Source organism: Acinetobacter cumulans (assembly GCF_003024525.3).
GTDB lineage: Bacteria > Pseudomonadota > Gammaproteobacteria > Pseudomonadales > Moraxellaceae > Acinetobacter > Acinetobacter cumulans.
Genome location: NZ_CP035934.2, coordinates 1,006,652 through 1,024,686, shown reverse-complemented (window position 1 = coordinate 1,024,686; position 18,035 = coordinate 1,006,652). Strand labels below are relative to the sequence as shown.

Below are 18,035 nucleotides of genomic sequence, written 5' to 3'. Positions count from 1 at the left end.
TCTTTAGAGGGGTTTTTTATTGCCATTTGAAAATACTTACTTGCCAACTTGCAACAACATTCAAACGTTTAAATCATTATTGTCATTGCAAATTTTGCGCATTCTATTAGTGTAATCACATCAAATTAAAATAATTGAAGTGTGCATGCATTATGAAAAATGGACGTGCCAGCAATACCGCTCAAGCAGCAGCCGCTATTCGCGCTTACGACAACCTTAGCAATCAGCCACCGTTATTTCATGATGCTTATGCTATCAACATGACCAGTCCCGCATGGCGATTTATACTTTCAAATAAGGCGCTCATGCGACTATTAAAAACGTCGCCCGTACGACACGCATGGGATTTGCTGGTCACACAAGTTGCATTACGTTCGGCTTATAGTGAGGACTGGCTATACGAAGCGCTCGATCGTGGCGTAAAGCAATATGTGATGATTGGCGCTGGCCTAGATTCTTTTGCTTTACGTGCTGCAGCCAAATACCCTGATGTCAAAATTTACGAAGTTGATCATCCAGATACTCAAGCACTAAAAATTAAAATTTTAAGCGAACATGGAAAAATTCCAGAGAATGTCGCATTTGTGCCCATTAATTTTGAACAAGAAAAACTCAGTGAGGCACTTGGAAAAAGTAGCTACGATGCCAATCAAATTGCACATTTTTCTTGGCTAGGCACAACACATTATCTCAAACCAGAAACAACACTCAGTACTTTAAAAGATCTGGCAAGTTGCGCCGCCATTGACAGTGAACTTGTGTTTGATTATTCGGTGCCATATCAAAATTTACAGGGTATTGAACGCCTTGGCACCATGTTACTCAGTCAAGTGACACACTTACTCAATGAACCAATCATTGGTTTTTTTAATACACAACAACTGCACGACTTAATGCGGGATTTGGGCTATCTTGTTGTAGAAGATTTAACTGGAAAAGATATTACAGAGCATTATCTAGCATGGCGTAAGAATGGAATACGTCATACAGATGCAGCACATTTAATCCGTTTACAGTTTATTTAGACTTTTGCACCCAGTGATATAAAATAGCACTGCACTTGTTTAGCTTTTTAAATTGTATGTCTGAAAAATTGATTAATTCTCCTGTGAATCATTGGTGTGAATTTGAGTTTATCTCTAAAACAGTTAAAAACCCCAATATTCATATTAAGGGCAATTATAGCTATTACTCAGCTTACTGGGATCAGGGCTTTGAGCGCTGTGTCGTGCGTTATTTGCATGACAAGCCTTCAACTGTAGATAAACCAATTGATCAGCTACATATCGGTAATTTTGTCTGTTTTGGCGCAGAGTGCGTGATTATGATGGGTGGCAATCAATTGCACCGTACGGACTGGATTTCAGCTTTTCCATTCGATACGCGCAGTTTTGTACCTGCAGGCGATACCATTATTGGTGATGGTTGCTGGATTGGCTCTCGTGCCATGATTATGCAAGGTGTGACGCTTGGCGAAGGTGCTGTAGTCGCCACAGGTACAGTCGTAACCAAAGATGTGCCACCTTATGCAGTCGTAGGCGGTGTACCTGCAAAAATTATTAAATACCGCTTCTCCGAAGAAGATATAGAAAAACTGCTTTCTCTAAGACTCTATGACTTAGATGAAAAGCAGTTTTTAAAGATGCGGGATGATTTTCAAAGTAATGATATTGAAAGGCTTTTTAATATACTGTAAATTCATCCAACTATATTTTTGAAAATTTTTAAATGCTTAGAATAAATTTAAATGATGAAATTTTTGGTAATGAGGCTGGCGAAGATGAGGATATTAACGTTCTCGAAAGCTATTTCGTAGAGAATCCTAAATTTTCCAAATTTTTTAATTTTGACAAGAAAATTAGTGTAGTTAGCGCTAAAAAGGGTATGGGAAAATCTGCTTTATTATCAGTCTTTCACCAAAAACTTTTAGATAATAATAAAAAGTTTGTAATTAGGGAAACAGGAAATAATTTATTAGGTCTTGGGAATTTCCATAGTACTGACCAAGCTTATCTCGAAAATTACTGGAAACAAGTAATTTGCCAAAGAATAAATATTGAAATTGGTTCTAAAATTTCTATTGCACTGAATGATACAGATATATCTTTAGTTGAAGCATCCGAACTAAATGGTCTCAAGGGCAGAAATTTACTAAGTGCTTTGATCGATCGACTTACACTAAAGATCCCTTTATTACCCGAAAAAAAAATTACTAATAAAGTTGATCCAATTACATTGCTCAATAGATTCCAAGAAGAAAATCAAAATATTGAAATTTGGTTTCTTATAGATGATATCGATGCAAAATATCTAGATGACGCTCTCAATCAAGCACGTGTTGGCGCATTCTTCAGTGCTATTAGATCACTTTCCAATGAAATGAACGGTCTTTTTATAAGATCAACAATTAGATCTGATGTATGGTCCAATCTCAGAACATTAGAGGATTTAGATAAATGGGAACAGTACATTACAGAAATAAGTTGGTCATCTAGACAAATAAGAGACATTTTATCAAAACAAATATTAGCCTATATAAATAGGAAATATCCAACATCAAAAGAAGCAAAATATAATTATGAAAATCAATATCATGATTTAATTAAAGTTGTCTTTGAATCTCCTATTACTTGGCAAAACAAAGAACAATCTATATTTTTTGCTATCCAATCTTTTTCAAATAAGAGACCAAGATGGCTAAATCAAGTATGTCGAATGGCATTAGAAAAAGCCGCCGAAAACCCACGTAAGCAAAAAGTAAGCTTAGAGCATATCAATCAAATTTTGCACACATTCGGTGAAAAAAGAAAATCTGATCTAATTAAAGAGCACAAGCATCAATTTAAAGAGTTAGATAAATTCATTGATAGCTTTAGAGGCCATAAAAAAGAATATAATTATAACGAACTAATTTTTGCTATTGAGAGTTATTTCATAAGAGGACGTTCACCTGAACAAATAGGTAAAATTGATGGTTTAGATTACAAAGATGCACATGACCTAGGAAATTTTGCTTATAAAATAGGTTTAATTTCTCGAAAAGATGAAAATAACTTTACCTCATATAATGATGATCCTGATCTATTTAATACCCAGATGAATAGAAATAATGATTTCACTTGGTCAATACATATTTCTTATTGGGAATACTTAGGACTACGTAGTTAATAAATCTAGTTAAAGCACCTGAAATTTAGGTGCTTTTTTTAATTAAAAAATATTTACCTTAGATAAAAAAACCCGCTCAATCGGAGCGGGTTTTTTCAGAATATGGTGGCTATGACGAGACTTGAACTTGTGACCCCCGCATTATGAGTGCGGTGCTCTAACCAACTGAGCTACATAGCCTTAAACTGTGCGCGCATTATGTGGTTTTATCCACGGTACGTCAAGTACCTAATGCGCTTAATTGATCAAAATTTGTTGAAGTGAGCCGATAAGCCGGGTTCTGTCTAGAACGATCATTCCTCTAGGCGCACAATCACTCATACGCTCAAGCGACCTACCCGGATCCAGCATGGGCCATGCCTATTGGATCCCTATTTGGTCTTGCTTCCGGTGGGGTTTACCTCGCCATGAACTGTTACCAGCCATGCGGTGCGCTCTTACCGCACCCTTTCACCCTTACCTCCGATTCCGATTGCTCGAAAACATAATGAAGGCGGTCTTCTCTCTGCTGCACTTGCCGTCGGTTTACACCGCCCAGGCGTTACCTGGCACCTTGCCCTATGAAGCCCGGACTTTCCTCCCCTGCTTCAATCACGGAGATTTCCACAGCAGCGATCGTCTGGCTCACTTCGAGGCGCATCTTAGCAAAAATTTGAACTAATTGCTTGATGTTTTTTGAGCAGTCAGTTTTTCATACTTTGCAAATAGCTCATCCTGCGTTTCCGCATGATTGGGATCAAGCGGAATACAGTCGACAGGACAAAACAATTGGCATTGCGGTTTATCATGATGCCCAACGCACTCTGTACATAAATTAGGGTTAATTTCATAAATGACCTCCCCCATAAAAATTGCCTCATTTGGGCATACAGGTTCGCAAACATCACAATTGATGCATTCATCGGTGATATATAAAGACACTCTACCAGCCTTGTTTAAGTTTGCGCTTAAAGGCAGCTTCGACATTTGCAGGAACAAATTTCGTTACATCACCTTGTAAGCGAGCAATTTCACGTACCAAGGTACTTGAAATAAATGAATACTGTTCAGATGGTGTTAAAAACACCGCTTCAAAGTGTGGGTCTAATTGGCGGTTCATGTTGGCCAATTGGAACTCATACTCAAAATCCGATACGGCGCGTAAACCGCGCAATACCGCTGTGGCATTTTGCTCATGAAAAAAATTCACCAGCAAACCATCAAATCCTACAAATTCAACATTGTTCAAATGGCTCAAAGAATCCTTTGCCAACTCGACACGTTCTTCCAAACTAAATACCGGATTTTTATGATGCCCAATCGCAATTGCAACCACAACTTCATCAAACATGCGAGCTGCACGTGTAACCAAATCAATATGACCATTGGTAATGGGATCAAATGTACCCGGATAAATTACGCGAGTTTTAGACATCCATTTGTACTCAGTTTATTTTGTAGGACTATATTTTAGCAAAATCTTGTTTTTGGGTGAAGAAACTCCATCATTTAAAAACTTCATATCTATGTAAGTTCGGGTACAATAGTCTTAAGTTTGGAAGTATCAGATTATGGCGAAAGCAAGTATTGTAGTTAAAAAAAATAACGGCGGCACTATTGCACTCAACAAGCGTGCACGCCACGATTATTTTATTGAAGAAAAATTTGAAGCAGGACTTTCTTTACAAGGTTGGGAAGTCAAATCAATGCGTGCAGGCCGTATGACCATTGTTGAAAGTTATATTACTTTTAAAAATGGCGAAGCTTTTCTATTTGGCGCGCAGATTCAGCCCCTACTCAGTGCTTCTACGCATGTTGTACCTGAAGCAACGCGTACACGTAAGCTTTTACTCAACCGCCGTGAAATTGAAAAACTCATGGGCGCGATTAATCAAAAAGGTTATTCATGTGTACCACTGGCATGTTATTGGAAAGGTCCAAATGCCAAGCTGGAAATTGCCTTAGTAAAAGGTAAGCAATTGCACGATAAACGTGCAACTGAAAAAGACCGTGACTGGCAACGTGACAAAGCCCGCATTATGCACAAATAAAAATTTATTTTTTATCTGTAAAAAAACCTCCTAATGCGGAGGTTTTTTACTTATATGCTTTAACTAAACCTGTTCAATGTGTTGGATTAGCAGAATTTCAAACCACCATAGCAGTTAGATGCAAAGCTTTGGCCTTTTAAAATTAAGTTTTCAACATTTAATTTCAATGGCGTGTTACTCAAATCAATATTACCAATATTGGCAGTTAATGCACCTAGCTTTAACAAGCCCCCCAAATCATTGGTTTTGGCAGGATTCTTTTGTAAATAATCACTGACGGCCGTACCAATTTGTGGGAACAGTTGATCAATATTAATCAAATCTTGTGGGATTACTTCACCAATATTGACTGGATCTTTTGCAGACAACCACCAACCTTTTTGTGCAATATCATCATCATTGGTGCCCAACCATTTGACCGCTTGCTTTTGCAAACTTAGGGATACGGCGGAGTTGATCGGTAAATTATGAATTAAGCCCAAAGACTGATTCAATGTTAAATCCGCAGTTACGCCGGTAATTTTTCCGTTCATATATACATTTTCAAACTTAGAGTTTGTTGGTGCCAATAAACAAGCCAATAAATTACAACTGGTCACGGTTGCTGTTACCTTTCCGCCCAAAGCAGTAACACCTGTTGGGTATCCAGTGGTTGGGTCGTAATTAACTTTACCTTCAGGCGCATAACCACTCTTATCATCGCCCAACAAAATATCAGGTACATTTACCCGAGATACCAGTGTGACGGATTTCATACGTGTACCATTCACCACGATTGCGGGCGTGGTAAATGGGTTGTTATTGATATCTGGAATATTAAAACCACCCGCCGTGGTGGTAAATGCAACTTCTGCAATTCCGCCTAAACCTAAGGCTTGTAATCGGCCATTAACAGAAAGATTGCCGTATTGATTTGAGCCATATAAATTGTATCGTGTGCCTGCAGTGCTGGCTAAGCCTTTAATGGTGCCACTGCTGTCTGACTGTACTTTCATATAACCAGATAAACTATTAATCCCATTAGGTTTAGAACTATTTTCAGTCCCCGTAGTGAGCGAGCCCACAACTTTATCTGCACTCAAACGGAAACCTACAATTTCACGTGCAGCTGCACTTTTAGGGTTTTTCACTGCAAACTCAATAAATGGATTGGTGAGTTGAGCAGAAGATGATGCTCGTCCATCTGCAGTATTGCTTTGCCCGCTCAGGCTTAAATTATCAATATCGATATCACAGCCACCTGCACCATTTACACCGCCACAGCCGAGTTTTAAGCTCTTCACATTAATGTTTAAATCCATGACAGCATCCATACCAAGCTTATAAAAGCCAATATTTTCTGCTTTCATTTGCACATTGGTAAATTCTGGATCGGTTACGGTCATGCTCAGTAAAGCTTGACCATTGACTTTGGAGAGCTCCTGATCGTCCAAGAGATTTAGCCCATCTGCTGCATATACGCTATTTGCAAAACAGAGCGTAAGCGCAACGACAAGTTCTGTTCTTTTCATTTTAGCTCATCCTTCTTTTCTTTTTTAATCGCGCCGTCCTCGGCGGTTTTATGAGAAGATTAGAACAAGAAATATCTCAAATTTGTATATCATTATGTGACTAAATTCACACTAAAACCCTATAAAATGCCAATTTCAAGGCAAAAAAAAGCCAAAAGTAAGCAATTTCTTTTGGCTTTTCATTCATTTATAGTTGAAATATATATTAACAATTAATTCCAACAACACATTATTATTTAAGGCGACTTAACAATAATCCCAAATACTCACCAAACCAAAGTGCAGTTTGCAAATCTCCTGAAGGTGGTGTTACTTCTACAGGTGCATTGTCAGATTGTGTCATTAATCCTAAAAAGCTCGACATACGATTCAAATCTTGAGTGCCACGGCCTGTAGGCATCATCGGTAAACCTGACCACAACATGCCATGTTGCATGGCAAATAAGTTAATTTGCTGTAAGACAGCCAACTTATCACCACTCAATCCACCACCATTGGTAAAACCCGCAGCTAATTTGCCTTGCCATGAACGCGCGAGCCAACGCTTAGAAGACTGCTCCATAAATAGCTTTAAGCCCGAGGTAAGATTACCCATATAAGTTGGGCAACCAAATACAATCGCTTGAGCTGCATCTAGTGCTTCCCAATCTAAATGTTCAATATCCATTAAATGAACTTGAACCCCGACTTTTCGAGCCCCTTGTGCAATAAAATCAGCAACTTTAGCGGTATGCCCGTATGGACTGTGATAAACAATAGCGAGAGATTGATCAGACAAAGACATAACAATTAAAAGCTGATAGATTCACTCAAGTTTAACATTTTCAAGCCATAAACACGAATGTTGCCATGCGCCCTGTTTCGGCATGACGGCGATATGAAAAATACTCGTTTGCTTGGCTGTATGAGCATTGATCGCCACCTAAAATGGTCTGTACCCCATGTTGGGCTAAAATGTAACGCGCAATAGCATATAGGTCTGCATAATATTTATCGGCTTTTTCACCTGTTTTAAAGGCATCTTCTAAGGCAGGATATTTTGAGCAAAATGCATGTTTTACTTCTGCACCAATTTCAAAACACGCTTGGCTAATGGCCGCACCTAACCACGCCCATGTTGGCGCTGTTTGCATTTCTGCAATGGTGTTTTCAATAATACCGCCTGCCAAACCGCGCCAACCTGCATGCAAATTTGCAACTTCAGTGCCCATTGCATTGCCCAAAACCACAGGTAAACAATCTGCTGTCATCATCATCAGCGCATGGCCTTGACGCTGAGTGACCAAGCCATCTCCCTCTAATGCTTCAAAAGGAATTTGTTCATTAATGGTATGACACATCGTGCTGTGGGTTTGCGTCATCCATGTGACTTTATTTACGCCATAAACAGCAAAGTCATTAAGCAAGGCCATACGGTGGTGTTGCACACGCTGTGCATCATCCTGAACATGTAATGCTAAATTAAATCCACTGAGTGCTTCATTGCTAGTTGCCAAGGTCTGCGCGTGGTGTACACGGGTCTGACCAACATAGATCCCTTTTGGCAAGCCTTCAACAAACTGCATGTCCATTCCCTTTCATTTACAACATTAAACCCATCATAACGAAAAAAGCCCATACTCAGGCAACTTAGATTGACTTTATATGGGCTTAATTTCATATTGAAATTAGTACGCTTTATTTTCTGTGCGTAAGACTTCAACCAATTGTGTAAAGTCTTCAGGCCAAGGTGCTTCAAACATCATGTCTTCACGTGTACGTGGATGCACTAGACCGAGTTTAGCTGCATGAAGTGCTTGACGTCTAAAACCACGTAAAGTGTCTTCTAATAACTCAGAAGCACCTGCAGGTAAACGCACACGTGGCACATATACTTGATCGCCCACCAAGCCATGACCAATATAAGTAAAGTGCACACGAATTTGGTGCGTACGACCTGTTTCTAAGCGAGCTTGTACACGTGTAAAATGTTGGAAACGTTCTTTGACGTTGTAATGTGTAACCGCATCTTTACCGCCTGGCAACACGGCCATTTTTACACGGTCAACTGGATGACGCTTAATCGGTTGATCTACTGTGCCACCCGCAATAATGTTGCCATATACAACTAAATCGTAAATACGGTAAACCGATTTTTTCTCAAGTTGACGGCTTAAAGCGAACTGAGCTTCAAGATTTTTTGCAACAACCAATAAGCCCGAAGTATCTTTATCGATACGATGTACCAAACCTGCACGTGCAAGTTCAACAGATTTTGGATAGTGATACAGCAAGGCATTCACCAAAGTACCTGTAATGTTACCGGCACCTGGGTGTACAACCATACCTACGGGTTTATTAATGACAATAATATCATCATCTTCATAAACAATATCCAATGGAATATTTTCAGGCAAACTGCGTGTTTGAGGCTCTAATTCAACATCAAGGCTTAATAATTCAACACCTTCACATTTAAATTTTGGCTTTACGACTACGCCATCGACCAGCAAACTGCCGTCTTTAATCCATTGTTTTAGCTTCTCACGTGAAAAGTCTGACCAAACTGCTGCTGCAACTTGATCTATACGCTGTCCCAGATAGCTTTCATCCAATTGAAATTGCAACGATAAACGTGTTGCAGTTGAGTCTGAAGTATGGTTATCTGCATCCTCAGAATCTTCAAGTAAATTGAAATCAGTTTCAGGGAAAGTAGAATTGGAAGATTGTGCTTGACTCATTTGCTCATTCAGACAAAAGTGGTTTAATAGTGCAATTGTAGCTCATTGCCCGTAATAACAGAGGAATTTTTATGTCACTACCACATTATAAAATGACAATGCTTGCTCTAACAATTGGCATTGCATCGGCAATGGTAGGCTGCAGCAGCAATCCCAAAAAAGAAGTTGTAGATACTGGCCCACTCTCTAGTGAGCAAGTTTATATTGAAAAAGCACAAAAAGCGTTAGATCGTCATCAATATACAGATGCCGCAAAACACCTAGAAGCTTTAGAAACGTATTACCCAACAGGTAATTATGCAACACAAGCGCAGCTTGAATTGTTGTATGTGAAATTCCAGCAAAAAGATTATGAAGGTGCAGTGGCTTTAGCAGACCGCTTTATTCGCCTAAACCCACAACACCCGAAAGTAGATTATGCTTATTATGTTCGTGGCGTTTCAAACATGGAACAAAACTATGATGGCCTACTTCGTTACACTTCTTTAAAGCAAGCACATCGTGATGTGAGCTATTTAAAACTTGCATATCAAAACTTTGTCGACTTTATTCGTCGCTATCCATCTAGCGAATATGCGGTAGATGCAGCACAGCGCATGAAATTTATTGGCCAAGAATTGGCTGAAAGTGAAATGAATGCGGCACGTTTCAATATTAAGCGTAAAGCTTATTTGGCCGCTATTGAACGTTCACTTTGGGTCATTGAACACTATCCTCAAACCCCACAAATTCCAGAAGCACTGGCAACCACAGCATACGGTTATGAAAAACTTGGTGATAAAGCCACTGCTCAACAATATATTAACGTTTTAAAACAAAACTATCCTGAGCTTGTAAAAGCAGATGGCACAGTGAATATGCGTGCAGCACGTAGTGACGGCAGTTTAATCAACCGTGCCACCCTTGGTATTTTTGGTAAAGAAGGTCGTACGCACTCTGAGCAAGACAGCAAGACCCAGTCTTCTGCTGACAATGACGACCGTAGCCTCACAAATCGTTTGAGTTTCGGCCTACTGGACCGTCCAAAAACTGAAACGACGACCATTGAGAAACCAGCTGAGTAATTCCACCGCTATTCTGGGTGCAATTTTTCATAGGGCAAGTTATCATACTTGCCCTTTTATATTTTAGTTTTGGGCTTGTGCTCAACAGCTCAACAATTGTATAAAAGATAGACTTAAACCTTTTATCCTACAGCTACGCTTATTGAATCACTCAATATTTGTGCTGTAAAAACAATTTCTTATTTGTTTCACATTAAATTTCTAGATTAAATCGGCAACGGCATGGCTATCCCTCAACATACAATTGATCAAATTTTAGATCGCACCGACATTGTCGATGTGATTGGTCAATTCGTGAAATTGAAAAAGACTGGCCGTACCTATTCAGGCTGTTGCCCTTTCCATCAAGAAAAATCACCTTCTTTTCATGTTTATCGCGATAAACAATATTTTCACTGTTTTGGTTGCCAAGCCAACGGGAATGCCATTCGCTTTTTAATGGATATTGGCAGTCGCAATTTTGTGGATGTCATGAAGGATTTGTCGAGTCAGACAGGAATTGAGTTACCTAAAGATAACCGCGACGCCAATAAACTTAAATACAAACGCGAAGCAGCCAAACCCAAAGTCACTGCAGCTACAGTTGCGCCAAATAAAGACAATCCAACTAAAGCACAAACCAGCAATGACGCATTTACCCCCAATTTAGAACATGACCCATTTGCTGAATTTCAAGTATTTGACGAATCTGCTTTTCAAGACCCATTCGTAGGCTTTGATCAATTCAATGTGCCTGAAGAAGTCACTCAAGATGGTAATTTGTATGATTTGTTGGAAAATATTGCGCAATTTTATGAACAAAAATTACCTCAAAGCCAAACAGCACAGCAATATTTTAAACAACGTGGCCTAACAAGCGACACCATTGCTTATTGGCGTTTGGGCTATGCACCCGAAGATTGGCAACATTTAGAAAAAGCATTTCCGCAAGATATTGAAGGCATTAAGTTACTGGGACTTATTCGTACCAATGATAATGGCCGTAGCTTTAACTTATTACGCGACCGTGTGATTTTCCCAATTCGAGATGTAAAAGGTCGGGTTGTTGGCTTTGGTGGTCGTGCACTTAACGACGAAATTAAACCCAAATATATCAACTCCCCTGATTCCGAAGTTTTCCATAAAAACCAATTGCTGTACGGCCTATATGAAGGACGTAAGCAAAAAGCCCATGACTGGCTTATGGTCGAAGGCTATATGGACGTGATCGCCTTGCAGCAATATGGTGTTGCTGGTGCTGTAGCGACTTTAGGAACAGCCAGCAATACAGAACATCTCAATATTCTTTTTAATCAAAATGATAAAAAGAATAACCGTATTACTTTGGCCTTTGATGGTGATGCTGCAGGCCAAAAAGCAGCCCGTCGCACACTGGAAATTGCCCTACCCTTACTCAATGATGGTCGTGAATTAAAATTCTTTGTACTACCAAATGATCACGACCCAGACTCATTAATCCGTCGTGAAGGAATTGAAAACTTCCGTCGTTTATTAGACACCTCTCCGCTTCTGTCCGAATTTGTATTTGCACAACTGACACGTGAACAAGATATTGCTTCACCTGAAGGCAAAAGTCAGGTGATGGGTGAACTACGCAACTTAACTGAGCTTTTACCAAAAGCGGGGTCATATCGCTACTTATTACAGCAGTATTTCCGAGAAAAGCTTGGTTTTAATAAACGTTGGCAACCTCAAGTCAACACAGATGCTTCCCTCAGCTTCAGTACTAAAATTGATGCTGAAGAATATGTCATCGCAATTTTAATGAATCATCCTTACTTATATATTCACTTTGAACCTTTACGTGCGTTGGTTCCACAAGATCAACTGTTATTTAAAATCTTAAATGTCTTAAACATCATTTTTGATGACTTACCTGATGATCCAGAATTGTCGAGTTATTATGTGATGGGCGCTTGTGCTAATTACCATCATGAATTAGCCCAGATTCTACCTCAGGCCAATGTAGACGACTATACCTCTTCACCCGAACAGGCTGATAAACTTGCAGCCGACTTTTCGACCAAACTGCAATATCAATTCCTACAGCAAAAATTAAAATCGAAAAAATTTGCCAGTTTGTCTGAGATGAGAAATTTAAAACAGCGCATTTATGATATTGATAAAAAAAGATCGCTTACCCTCATAGACGAATAAGCGATCTTCATTTTCTTTTTGACTTAAAATACAGCACAAACTTTAAGCAACCTTTTCATGTATTTACTTTTTAGGTTTACGACGCTTTTCTGCTGTTTCAATTAAATCTTGCTGAAGCATTTCAAAATATGCTGGATCTTCTGATGCTGCTGCATGACGCAATAATACAGATGTCGGATGGAGTAGCTTTTGAGTAAGTCGATGCGTTAGCTCTTCTACCACCTTGCTCGCATCTTCACCTTTTTGCAAACGTGCCAATGCCAAGCTCAGCTCTGCTTGACCCAACTCTTGCCCCTGCTGACGATAAGCATGAATTGTCTCACCCGCAAGATTCACTTTTTGCTGTGTAATTAATTCTGTGGCCAATTGATTGACCATCACCTCTGCTTCTACTGCAGCTTGGCGACGCTGTGCAAGGTTTTCATCGATTACAGACTGTAAGTCATCTACACCGTACAAATACACGCCATCTAGTGTTTCAACTTTAGGTTCAATATCACGTGGTACAGCTAAATCAACCAATAACATCTGCTTATAACGGCGCTTTTTGAGTGCTGCTTTTACATCTGCAAAATGAATGACCTGATGCAAACTCCCCGTACAGCTCGAAATCACATCTGCACGGTGCAGATTTTCTGCTAACTGAGAAAATTCGATAATTTCTACATCAACACGATGTGCGATTTCTTGTGCTAATGCTTCGGCACGACTGCGAGTGCGGTTACAGATAATGATTTTACCCACACCCATTTCAGCCAAATGCTTTGCCACTAAGCTATTCATTTCGCCAGCAGCCACCACCATGACGGTCAGCTGTTCAGGCTTACTAAACACCTGCAACGCCAGTTGCGCTACAGCATATCCCATTGATACAGCATGACTACCTACAGCAGTTTCCGAGCGTACACGCTTGGCTGCATAAAAGGCATATTCAAAGATACGGTTTAAATTTGGTGAAACGGTAGAAGCATCTTTGGCCAAAGACAATGCTGTTTTGACTTGACCCAAAATTTGTGGCTCGCCCAACATCAATGAATCAAGACCACTTGCCACACGCATCAGATGTGTTACCGCATTGGCATTTTCATAGCGATAAACATGATTGCTTAACTGCCGAACATCTAAACCATTTGATTGTGCGAGCCAATTCATCACCATGTCTGCATTTTCAGACATCGCATAGACTTCAGTCCGATTACAAGTCGAGACCACAACCATGTCGTTTAAATCGGCACACTGACTCTGCTCCGCGAGTAAAGCACTTAACTTTTCTGGGTTAAATGCAATCTGTTCGCGTAGCTCTACAGAGGCGGTTTGATGATTGACACCTAATGCAAAGAAAGACATATCAGGTCATCATTTCGCTAAATTTATGCTATTGTGCAACATCGGTGTCATAAAAAGCATTACTTGGATCAAGAAAAATTGCGTCAAACAAATAACCGAATTAGCGGCGTGACAATAAAGCAGTATTCTACCACATTCTTGTTACTTGGTAGCATGGCTTCTAGTGCTCAAATTCGAGCATCTGGAGAATTTTACCATGCAAATTCAAATTATGATGCACTCAAGCAAAGCATGATTGCTGAGTTTGCACTGGCTTATGACGATATTCCTACCGCAGTTCATAATTACACTGTTTTGGCCATAAAAAGCAATTCAACAACGGTTAAACAACGCGCATTAAATATTGCAATTGAACAAAATGATCTACGTGCGGCTTTAGACATCGCAACATTTTGGGTGGTACAAGAACCTGAAGATGTGCCAGCCATGTTCTACTTGGCGCATATTGCCCTCAAAACACATGAATATGATTTGGCTGCAGATACCTTAAATAAGATATTAAATATTGATCCAAATGCTGATTTAGCTCAAATTTTAACTGGAATTTCTCCTGAGTCTGAGGAAGATCGTGACTTTTTAATTCGCGCATTAAGGGCAAGCAAAGAGAGTTCCAACCCATCTATTTTGGTACTTATTGCAGGCTTAGAAGCTCAAAACAACCAGCTAGAGAATGCCCTCAGCACTATTAATCTTGCACTCAATAAGCGCCCTAAAGTCACCAGTTATATTTTATTAAAAGCCAATATTTTAAATGCCTTAGGCAATGTGGATGACACCGTCAATTGGTATGCTAAAGCCAGTCATAAGCATCGCAACAATATCGATATTCGCCTTGCGGAAGCAAAGTATTTAATCAATATCAATCGATCAGAATTAGCCCTGAGCAAACTAGAAGATTTACTCAAGAAATGGCCAAAAACCGATGAGGCACTTTTTATTGCAGGCTTAACCAGTATTGATTTAGAGCATTATGAACAGGCCGAAAAATATTTGGTCGAACTACGTTATTCAGCACAATATCAAAATGAAGCCTACTATTATCTTGCAGTCAATGCTGAGCGAAAACAACACTTTGAAACTGCTAAAGCCTACTATCGCTTAGTAGACGGCAGTTTATATACGGTTTCACGTCGCAATATGATTCATATATTTGCTGAACAAGACAAACTTAACGATGCACTACGATTTTTAACCCAAGAGCGTGTGAACTACCCCCAGCATGCCAGCTTTTTATATCTTGCTCAGGCTGATATTTTAAAGCGAATGAACAATAAAAAAGCAGCTGTGCGCTTATTAGATGAAGCCGTTAAAAACTTGCCTGATGATCCAGAGCTGATTTATGCCGAAGTGCTGATGCTTGATCCTTTTCAAGATCGGGAAAAACTCGACAACTTACTCAAAAAACTACTCAGATTAGAACCCAATAGCCCAACCTATCTCAATGCTTATGCCTACACCTTGGCAATGCAAAATAGACGCTTAGATGAAGCGCGTAGTTATGTCGAACATGCGCTGGAATATGCACCAGAACAAGCATCTATTTTAGATACATTGGGCTATATTTGCTTTTTACAAAATGACTTTATCACCTCTGCACAAGTGCTCGAAAAAGCTTACAACTTAAGCCATAGCGTCAATATTGGCACACGCTATGCTCGTGCTATTTTTATGCAAGGTGATATGAATAAATTCAACCAAGTGTTACAGCAACTGCAACAAAAATACCCAAATGATCCGCAATTAGATCAATTAAATTCGCTATTGTTACCTCAATATATTAAAAAGAGTTAAACCCGCATGATGCGCCAACTGTCCAAATACACCCTTCCCTTTTTTGCATGCAGTACTTTGGCTTTGACAGGTTGCCAACAATTTAGTAAACCACAGCTTCCCCCACAAGCTATCCAACCAACCGCGCCTGAAGAAACCCAAACGCAAAACGTAGCTAAAGATCAGTTTGCCCTACAAGGAAAAATTGGTGTACGTACACCACAACAATCTGGTAGTGCATTTTTTACGTGGCAACAGCAACAAGATAAATTTGATATCGAGCTAAGTGGCATCTTAGGCGTGGGTAAAACGCAAATTACAGGCCACACAGGCCAAGTAACGCTTAACAGTGCTAAAACTGGTGAAATCCACGCAGATAGCCCCGAAGAGCTACTCGAACGCGCAACAGGATGGCATGCACCTATTACACATTTAATCAAATGGGTACAAGCAAAACCCGCGACAGCATCTGCCCAACTAAACAAAGATGAACAGCAACGCATAACTCAAATTATTGAAGATGACTGGAATGTTGACTTAAGCTATGCAGAACATGCAACCTTGCCAAATAAATTGATTTTGAAACAAGCCCTCGAATCGGGTAAAGAAAACCGCATTACCATGGTAATTCAAAATCGTTAAACACCAGAGTTAAGGTATAGCCAAGCCCAATCAACAAGTGCTTGGCTATAACCAGTGGCTAATCTTTTATTTTGATAATAAAACAGCAAATGAATACATCATGAGCTTTTTTTAATTTGCTCAACCTAAAACAAGCACAAACAAGCAAAGTACTAAACAACTCATGCCCATTTCTTTCGAGCAAAATTCCATCACTTATTTTTTTTCAAACTAAGCACATCCCTCACAATTTCAAATTGCAATCAACACAAAACAATATTCGACTATAATGCCAGCCTATATATGATGCATTTATAAGCACAAAGCTTTAGGAAAAAACGATCGTGAATGTAATTCGAGTTCCGTCCCCAGCCAAATTAAATTTGTTTTTGCACATTACGGGGCGCCGTGAAAATGGTTACCACGAATTGCAGAGCATTTTTCAGCTAATCGATTTATACGACTGGATAGATTTTAAACAAACAAATTCAGAGAACATCGAAATTGATGGCATTGGTTCGGTTGAATTAGAACAAAACTTGATTTACAAAGCCGCACAAATCCTAAAACCGTATGCAAAAACACCGACTGGCTTAAAAATAAGCATCGAAAAGCATATTCCAATGGGTGCAGGTCTGGGCGGTGGGTCATCTAATGCGGCCACTACACTGCTTATTTTGAATCAACTCTGGCAGTGCGGGCTAACAATTGAACAACTCGCAGCACTCGGCGTTCAATTGGGTGCAGACGTTCCAATCTTTGTACACGGTCAAAATGCATGGGCTGAAGGCATCGGTGAACACTTAACATTCATAGATTTAGCTCAAAAAAAGTTCATTGTGCTCAAACCTGACTGTTTTATCAGCACTCAACTACTTTTTTCACAAAAAACGTTGACAAGAAACTCAAAGCCCTCTAAATTTTGCGCCTATCAGTTAACGCCATCGAGTTTCGGCAATAACTTTGAGCCACTGGCAAGAAGTTTATATCCAGAAGTAGATGAAGCAATGCAATACTTAGATCAGTTCGGTACTGCAAAACTTACAGGTACAGGTGCTTGTGTGTTTATTGAGTTAACCGAAAATTTGAATGTAAATGACATTCTTGAAAATTCACCATGTAAAGCTTACTTGGTCAATAGTTTACAAGAATCGCCATTACGCAAATTCAAGGTGTGTTAGGGGTATCGCCAAGTGGTAAGGCACCGGGTTTTGATCTCGGCATCCGTTGGTTCGAATCCAGCTACCCCTGCCATTTAATTCACCTGTAGATGTACTGTATTAGGGGTATCGCCAAGTGGTAAGGCACCGGGTTTTGATCTCGGCATCCGTTGGTTCGAATCCAGCTACCCCTGCCATCTTACAGTCATCAAATTAGGGGTATCGCCAAGTGGTAAGGCACCGGGTTTTGATCTCGGCATCCGTTGGTTCGAATCCAGCTACCCCTGCCATTTTCTCAAAAAAGACAGAACATTCTTTTGTAGCTTCGATGTTAAATAATCTTGACAAAAAGCTGTAAAAATATTAAAGTTCTGCCGCATTAGGGGTATCGCCAAGTGGTAAGGCACCGGGTTTTGATCTCGGCATCCGTTGGTTCGAATCCAGCTACCCCTGCCATCTATTTTCCCTATATATCAACCGCCAAGGG

16 protein-coding genes, 5 tRNA genes and 1 other RNA gene are annotated in these 18,035 nt (G+C 39.8%); 13 read left to right on the top strand and 9 right to left on the bottom strand.

The window, feature by feature from the left end:
• Positions 1–152 precede the first annotated feature (152 nt).
• The 3 genes from C9E88_RS04815 to C9E88_RS04805 are packed head-to-tail and all read left to right on the top strand — an operon-like array spanning position 153 to position 3,168.
• On the top strand, positions 153–1,025 hold the full coding sequence (locus tag C9E88_RS04815; RefSeq protein WP_106984532.1) for a class I SAM-dependent methyltransferase: 873 nt from the start codon (positions 153–155) through the stop codon (positions 1,023–1,025).
• 56 nt (positions 1,026–1,081) lie between these two features.
• Entirely contained in the window at positions 1,082–1,696 is a 615-nt protein-coding gene (locus tag C9E88_RS04810; RefSeq protein ID WP_106984531.1) for a CatB-related O-acetyltransferase, read from the top strand.
• A gap of 32 nt (positions 1,697–1,728) precedes the next feature.
• Positions 1,729–3,168, top strand: a complete 1,440-nt coding sequence (locus C9E88_RS04805) for a P-loop ATPase, Sll1717 family (protein ID WP_106984530.1) — start codon at positions 1,729–1,731, stop codon at positions 3,166–3,168.
• A gap of 103 nt (positions 3,169–3,271) precedes the next feature.
• Here the strand turns inward: C9E88_RS04805 and C9E88_RS04800 are convergent.
• The 4 genes from C9E88_RS04800 to coaD form a co-directional block, all read right to left on the bottom strand.
• Positions 3,272–3,348, bottom strand: a tRNA-Met gene (locus tag C9E88_RS04800).
• Positions 3,349–3,421: 73 nt separating this feature from the next.
• Positions 3,422–3,799: RNase P RNA component class A (gene rnpB / locus C9E88_RS04795), an RNA gene on the bottom strand.
• Between the two features lie 26 nt (positions 3,800–3,825).
• A complete protein-coding gene (locus C9E88_RS04790; protein ID WP_106984529.1) occupies positions 3,826–4,089 on the bottom strand; it encodes a YfhL family 4Fe-4S dicluster ferredoxin in 264 nt (87 codons plus the stop codon).
• Between the two features lies 1 nt (position 4,090).
• Positions 4,091–4,582, bottom strand: coding sequence for a pantetheine-phosphate adenylyltransferase (coaD, locus tag C9E88_RS04785; protein WP_106984528.1), 492 nt, complete (start codon positions 4,580–4,582; stop codon positions 4,091–4,093).
• A gap of 136 nt (positions 4,583–4,718) precedes the next feature.
• On the opposite strand from coaD, the gene smpB reads away from it, so the two are divergent.
• Entirely contained in the window at positions 4,719–5,198 is a 480-nt protein-coding gene (gene smpB / locus C9E88_RS04780) for an SsrA-binding protein SmpB (protein ID WP_106984527.1), read from the top strand.
• Positions 5,199–5,284: 86 nt separating this feature from the next.
• Here the strand turns inward: smpB and C9E88_RS04775 are convergent, their stop codons facing one another.
• From C9E88_RS04775 to rluD, 4 genes are all read right to left on the bottom strand, one after another.
• The gene (locus C9E88_RS04775) at positions 5,285–6,709 is read right to left on the bottom strand and encodes a hypothetical protein (protein ID WP_106984526.1); all 1,425 of its coding nucleotides are present in this window, start codon (positions 6,707–6,709) and stop codon (positions 5,285–5,287) included.
• Positions 6,710–6,941: 232 nt separating this feature from the next.
• Entirely contained in the window at positions 6,942–7,493 is a 552-nt protein-coding gene (locus C9E88_RS04770) for a flavodoxin family protein (RefSeq protein ID WP_106984525.1), read from the bottom strand.
• A 40-nt stretch (positions 7,494–7,533) separates the two neighbouring features.
• Positions 7,534–8,274 carry a peptidoglycan editing factor PgeF gene (gene pgeF / locus C9E88_RS04765; protein WP_106984524.1) on the bottom strand — a complete coding sequence of 247 codons (741 nt, stop codon included), beginning with the start codon at positions 8,272–8,274 and terminating at the stop codon, positions 7,534–7,536.
• A 102-nt stretch (positions 8,275–8,376) separates the two neighbouring features.
• The gene (rluD, locus tag C9E88_RS04760; RefSeq protein ID WP_106984523.1) at positions 8,377–9,429 is read right to left on the bottom strand and encodes a 23S rRNA pseudouridine(1911/1915/1917) synthase RluD; all 1,053 of its coding nucleotides are present in this window, start codon (positions 9,427–9,429) and stop codon (positions 8,377–8,379) included.
• Between the two features lie 71 nt (positions 9,430–9,500).
• On the opposite strand from rluD, the gene C9E88_RS04755 reads away from it, so the two are divergent.
• Both C9E88_RS04755 and C9E88_RS04750 read left to right on the top strand, forming a co-directional pair.
• On the top strand, positions 9,501–10,493 hold the full coding sequence (locus C9E88_RS04755; RefSeq protein ID WP_106984522.1) for an outer membrane protein assembly factor BamD: 993 nt from the start codon (positions 9,501–9,503) through the stop codon (positions 10,491–10,493).
• Positions 10,494–10,715: 222 nt separating this feature from the next.
• On the top strand, positions 10,716–12,650 hold the full coding sequence (locus C9E88_RS04750; protein WP_106984521.1) for a DNA primase: 1,935 nt from the start codon (positions 10,716–10,718) through the stop codon (positions 12,648–12,650).
• A gap of 63 nt (positions 12,651–12,713) precedes the next feature.
• Here C9E88_RS04750 and hemA read toward each other — a convergent pair whose 3' ends face one another.
• Positions 12,714–13,997, bottom strand: coding sequence for a glutamyl-tRNA reductase (gene hemA, locus C9E88_RS04745; RefSeq protein ID WP_106984520.1), 1,284 nt, complete (start codon positions 13,995–13,997; stop codon positions 12,714–12,716).
• Positions 13,998–14,075: 78 nt separating this feature from the next.
• Between hemA and C9E88_RS04740 the strand changes: the two genes are divergently transcribed.
• The 7 genes from C9E88_RS04740 (at position 14,076) to C9E88_RS04710 (ending at position 18,004) form a co-directional block, all read left to right on the top strand.
• Positions 14,076–15,788 (top strand): tetratricopeptide repeat protein, encoded by a 1,713-nt coding sequence (locus tag C9E88_RS04740; protein ID WP_106984559.1) that lies wholly within the window; start codon positions 14,076–14,078, stop codon positions 15,786–15,788.
• Positions 15,789–15,797: 9 nt separating this feature from the next.
• The gene (gene lolB / locus C9E88_RS04735) at positions 15,798–16,409 is read left to right on the top strand and encodes a lipoprotein insertase outer membrane protein LolB (protein WP_106984558.1); all 612 of its coding nucleotides are present in this window, start codon (positions 15,798–15,800) and stop codon (positions 16,407–16,409) included.
• A 323-nt stretch (positions 16,410–16,732) separates the two neighbouring features.
• The gene (gene ispE / locus C9E88_RS04730) at positions 16,733–17,569 is read left to right on the top strand and encodes a 4-(cytidine 5'-diphospho)-2-C-methyl-D-erythritol kinase (protein WP_106984519.1); all 837 of its coding nucleotides are present in this window, start codon (positions 16,733–16,735) and stop codon (positions 17,567–17,569) included.
• A tRNA-Gln gene (locus tag C9E88_RS04725) sits at positions 17,568–17,642 on the top strand. Before ispE ends, C9E88_RS04725 begins: the two co-directional genes overlap by 2 nt.
• Before the next feature lie 28 nt (positions 17,643–17,670).
• Positions 17,671–17,745, top strand: a tRNA-Gln gene (locus tag C9E88_RS04720).
• 18 nt (positions 17,746–17,763) lie between these two features.
• Positions 17,764–17,838, top strand: a tRNA-Gln gene (locus tag C9E88_RS04715).
• Positions 17,839–17,929: 91 nt separating this feature from the next.
• Positions 17,930–18,004 (top strand) — tRNA-Gln (locus tag C9E88_RS04710).
• Positions 18,005–18,035 lie beyond the last annotated feature (31 nt).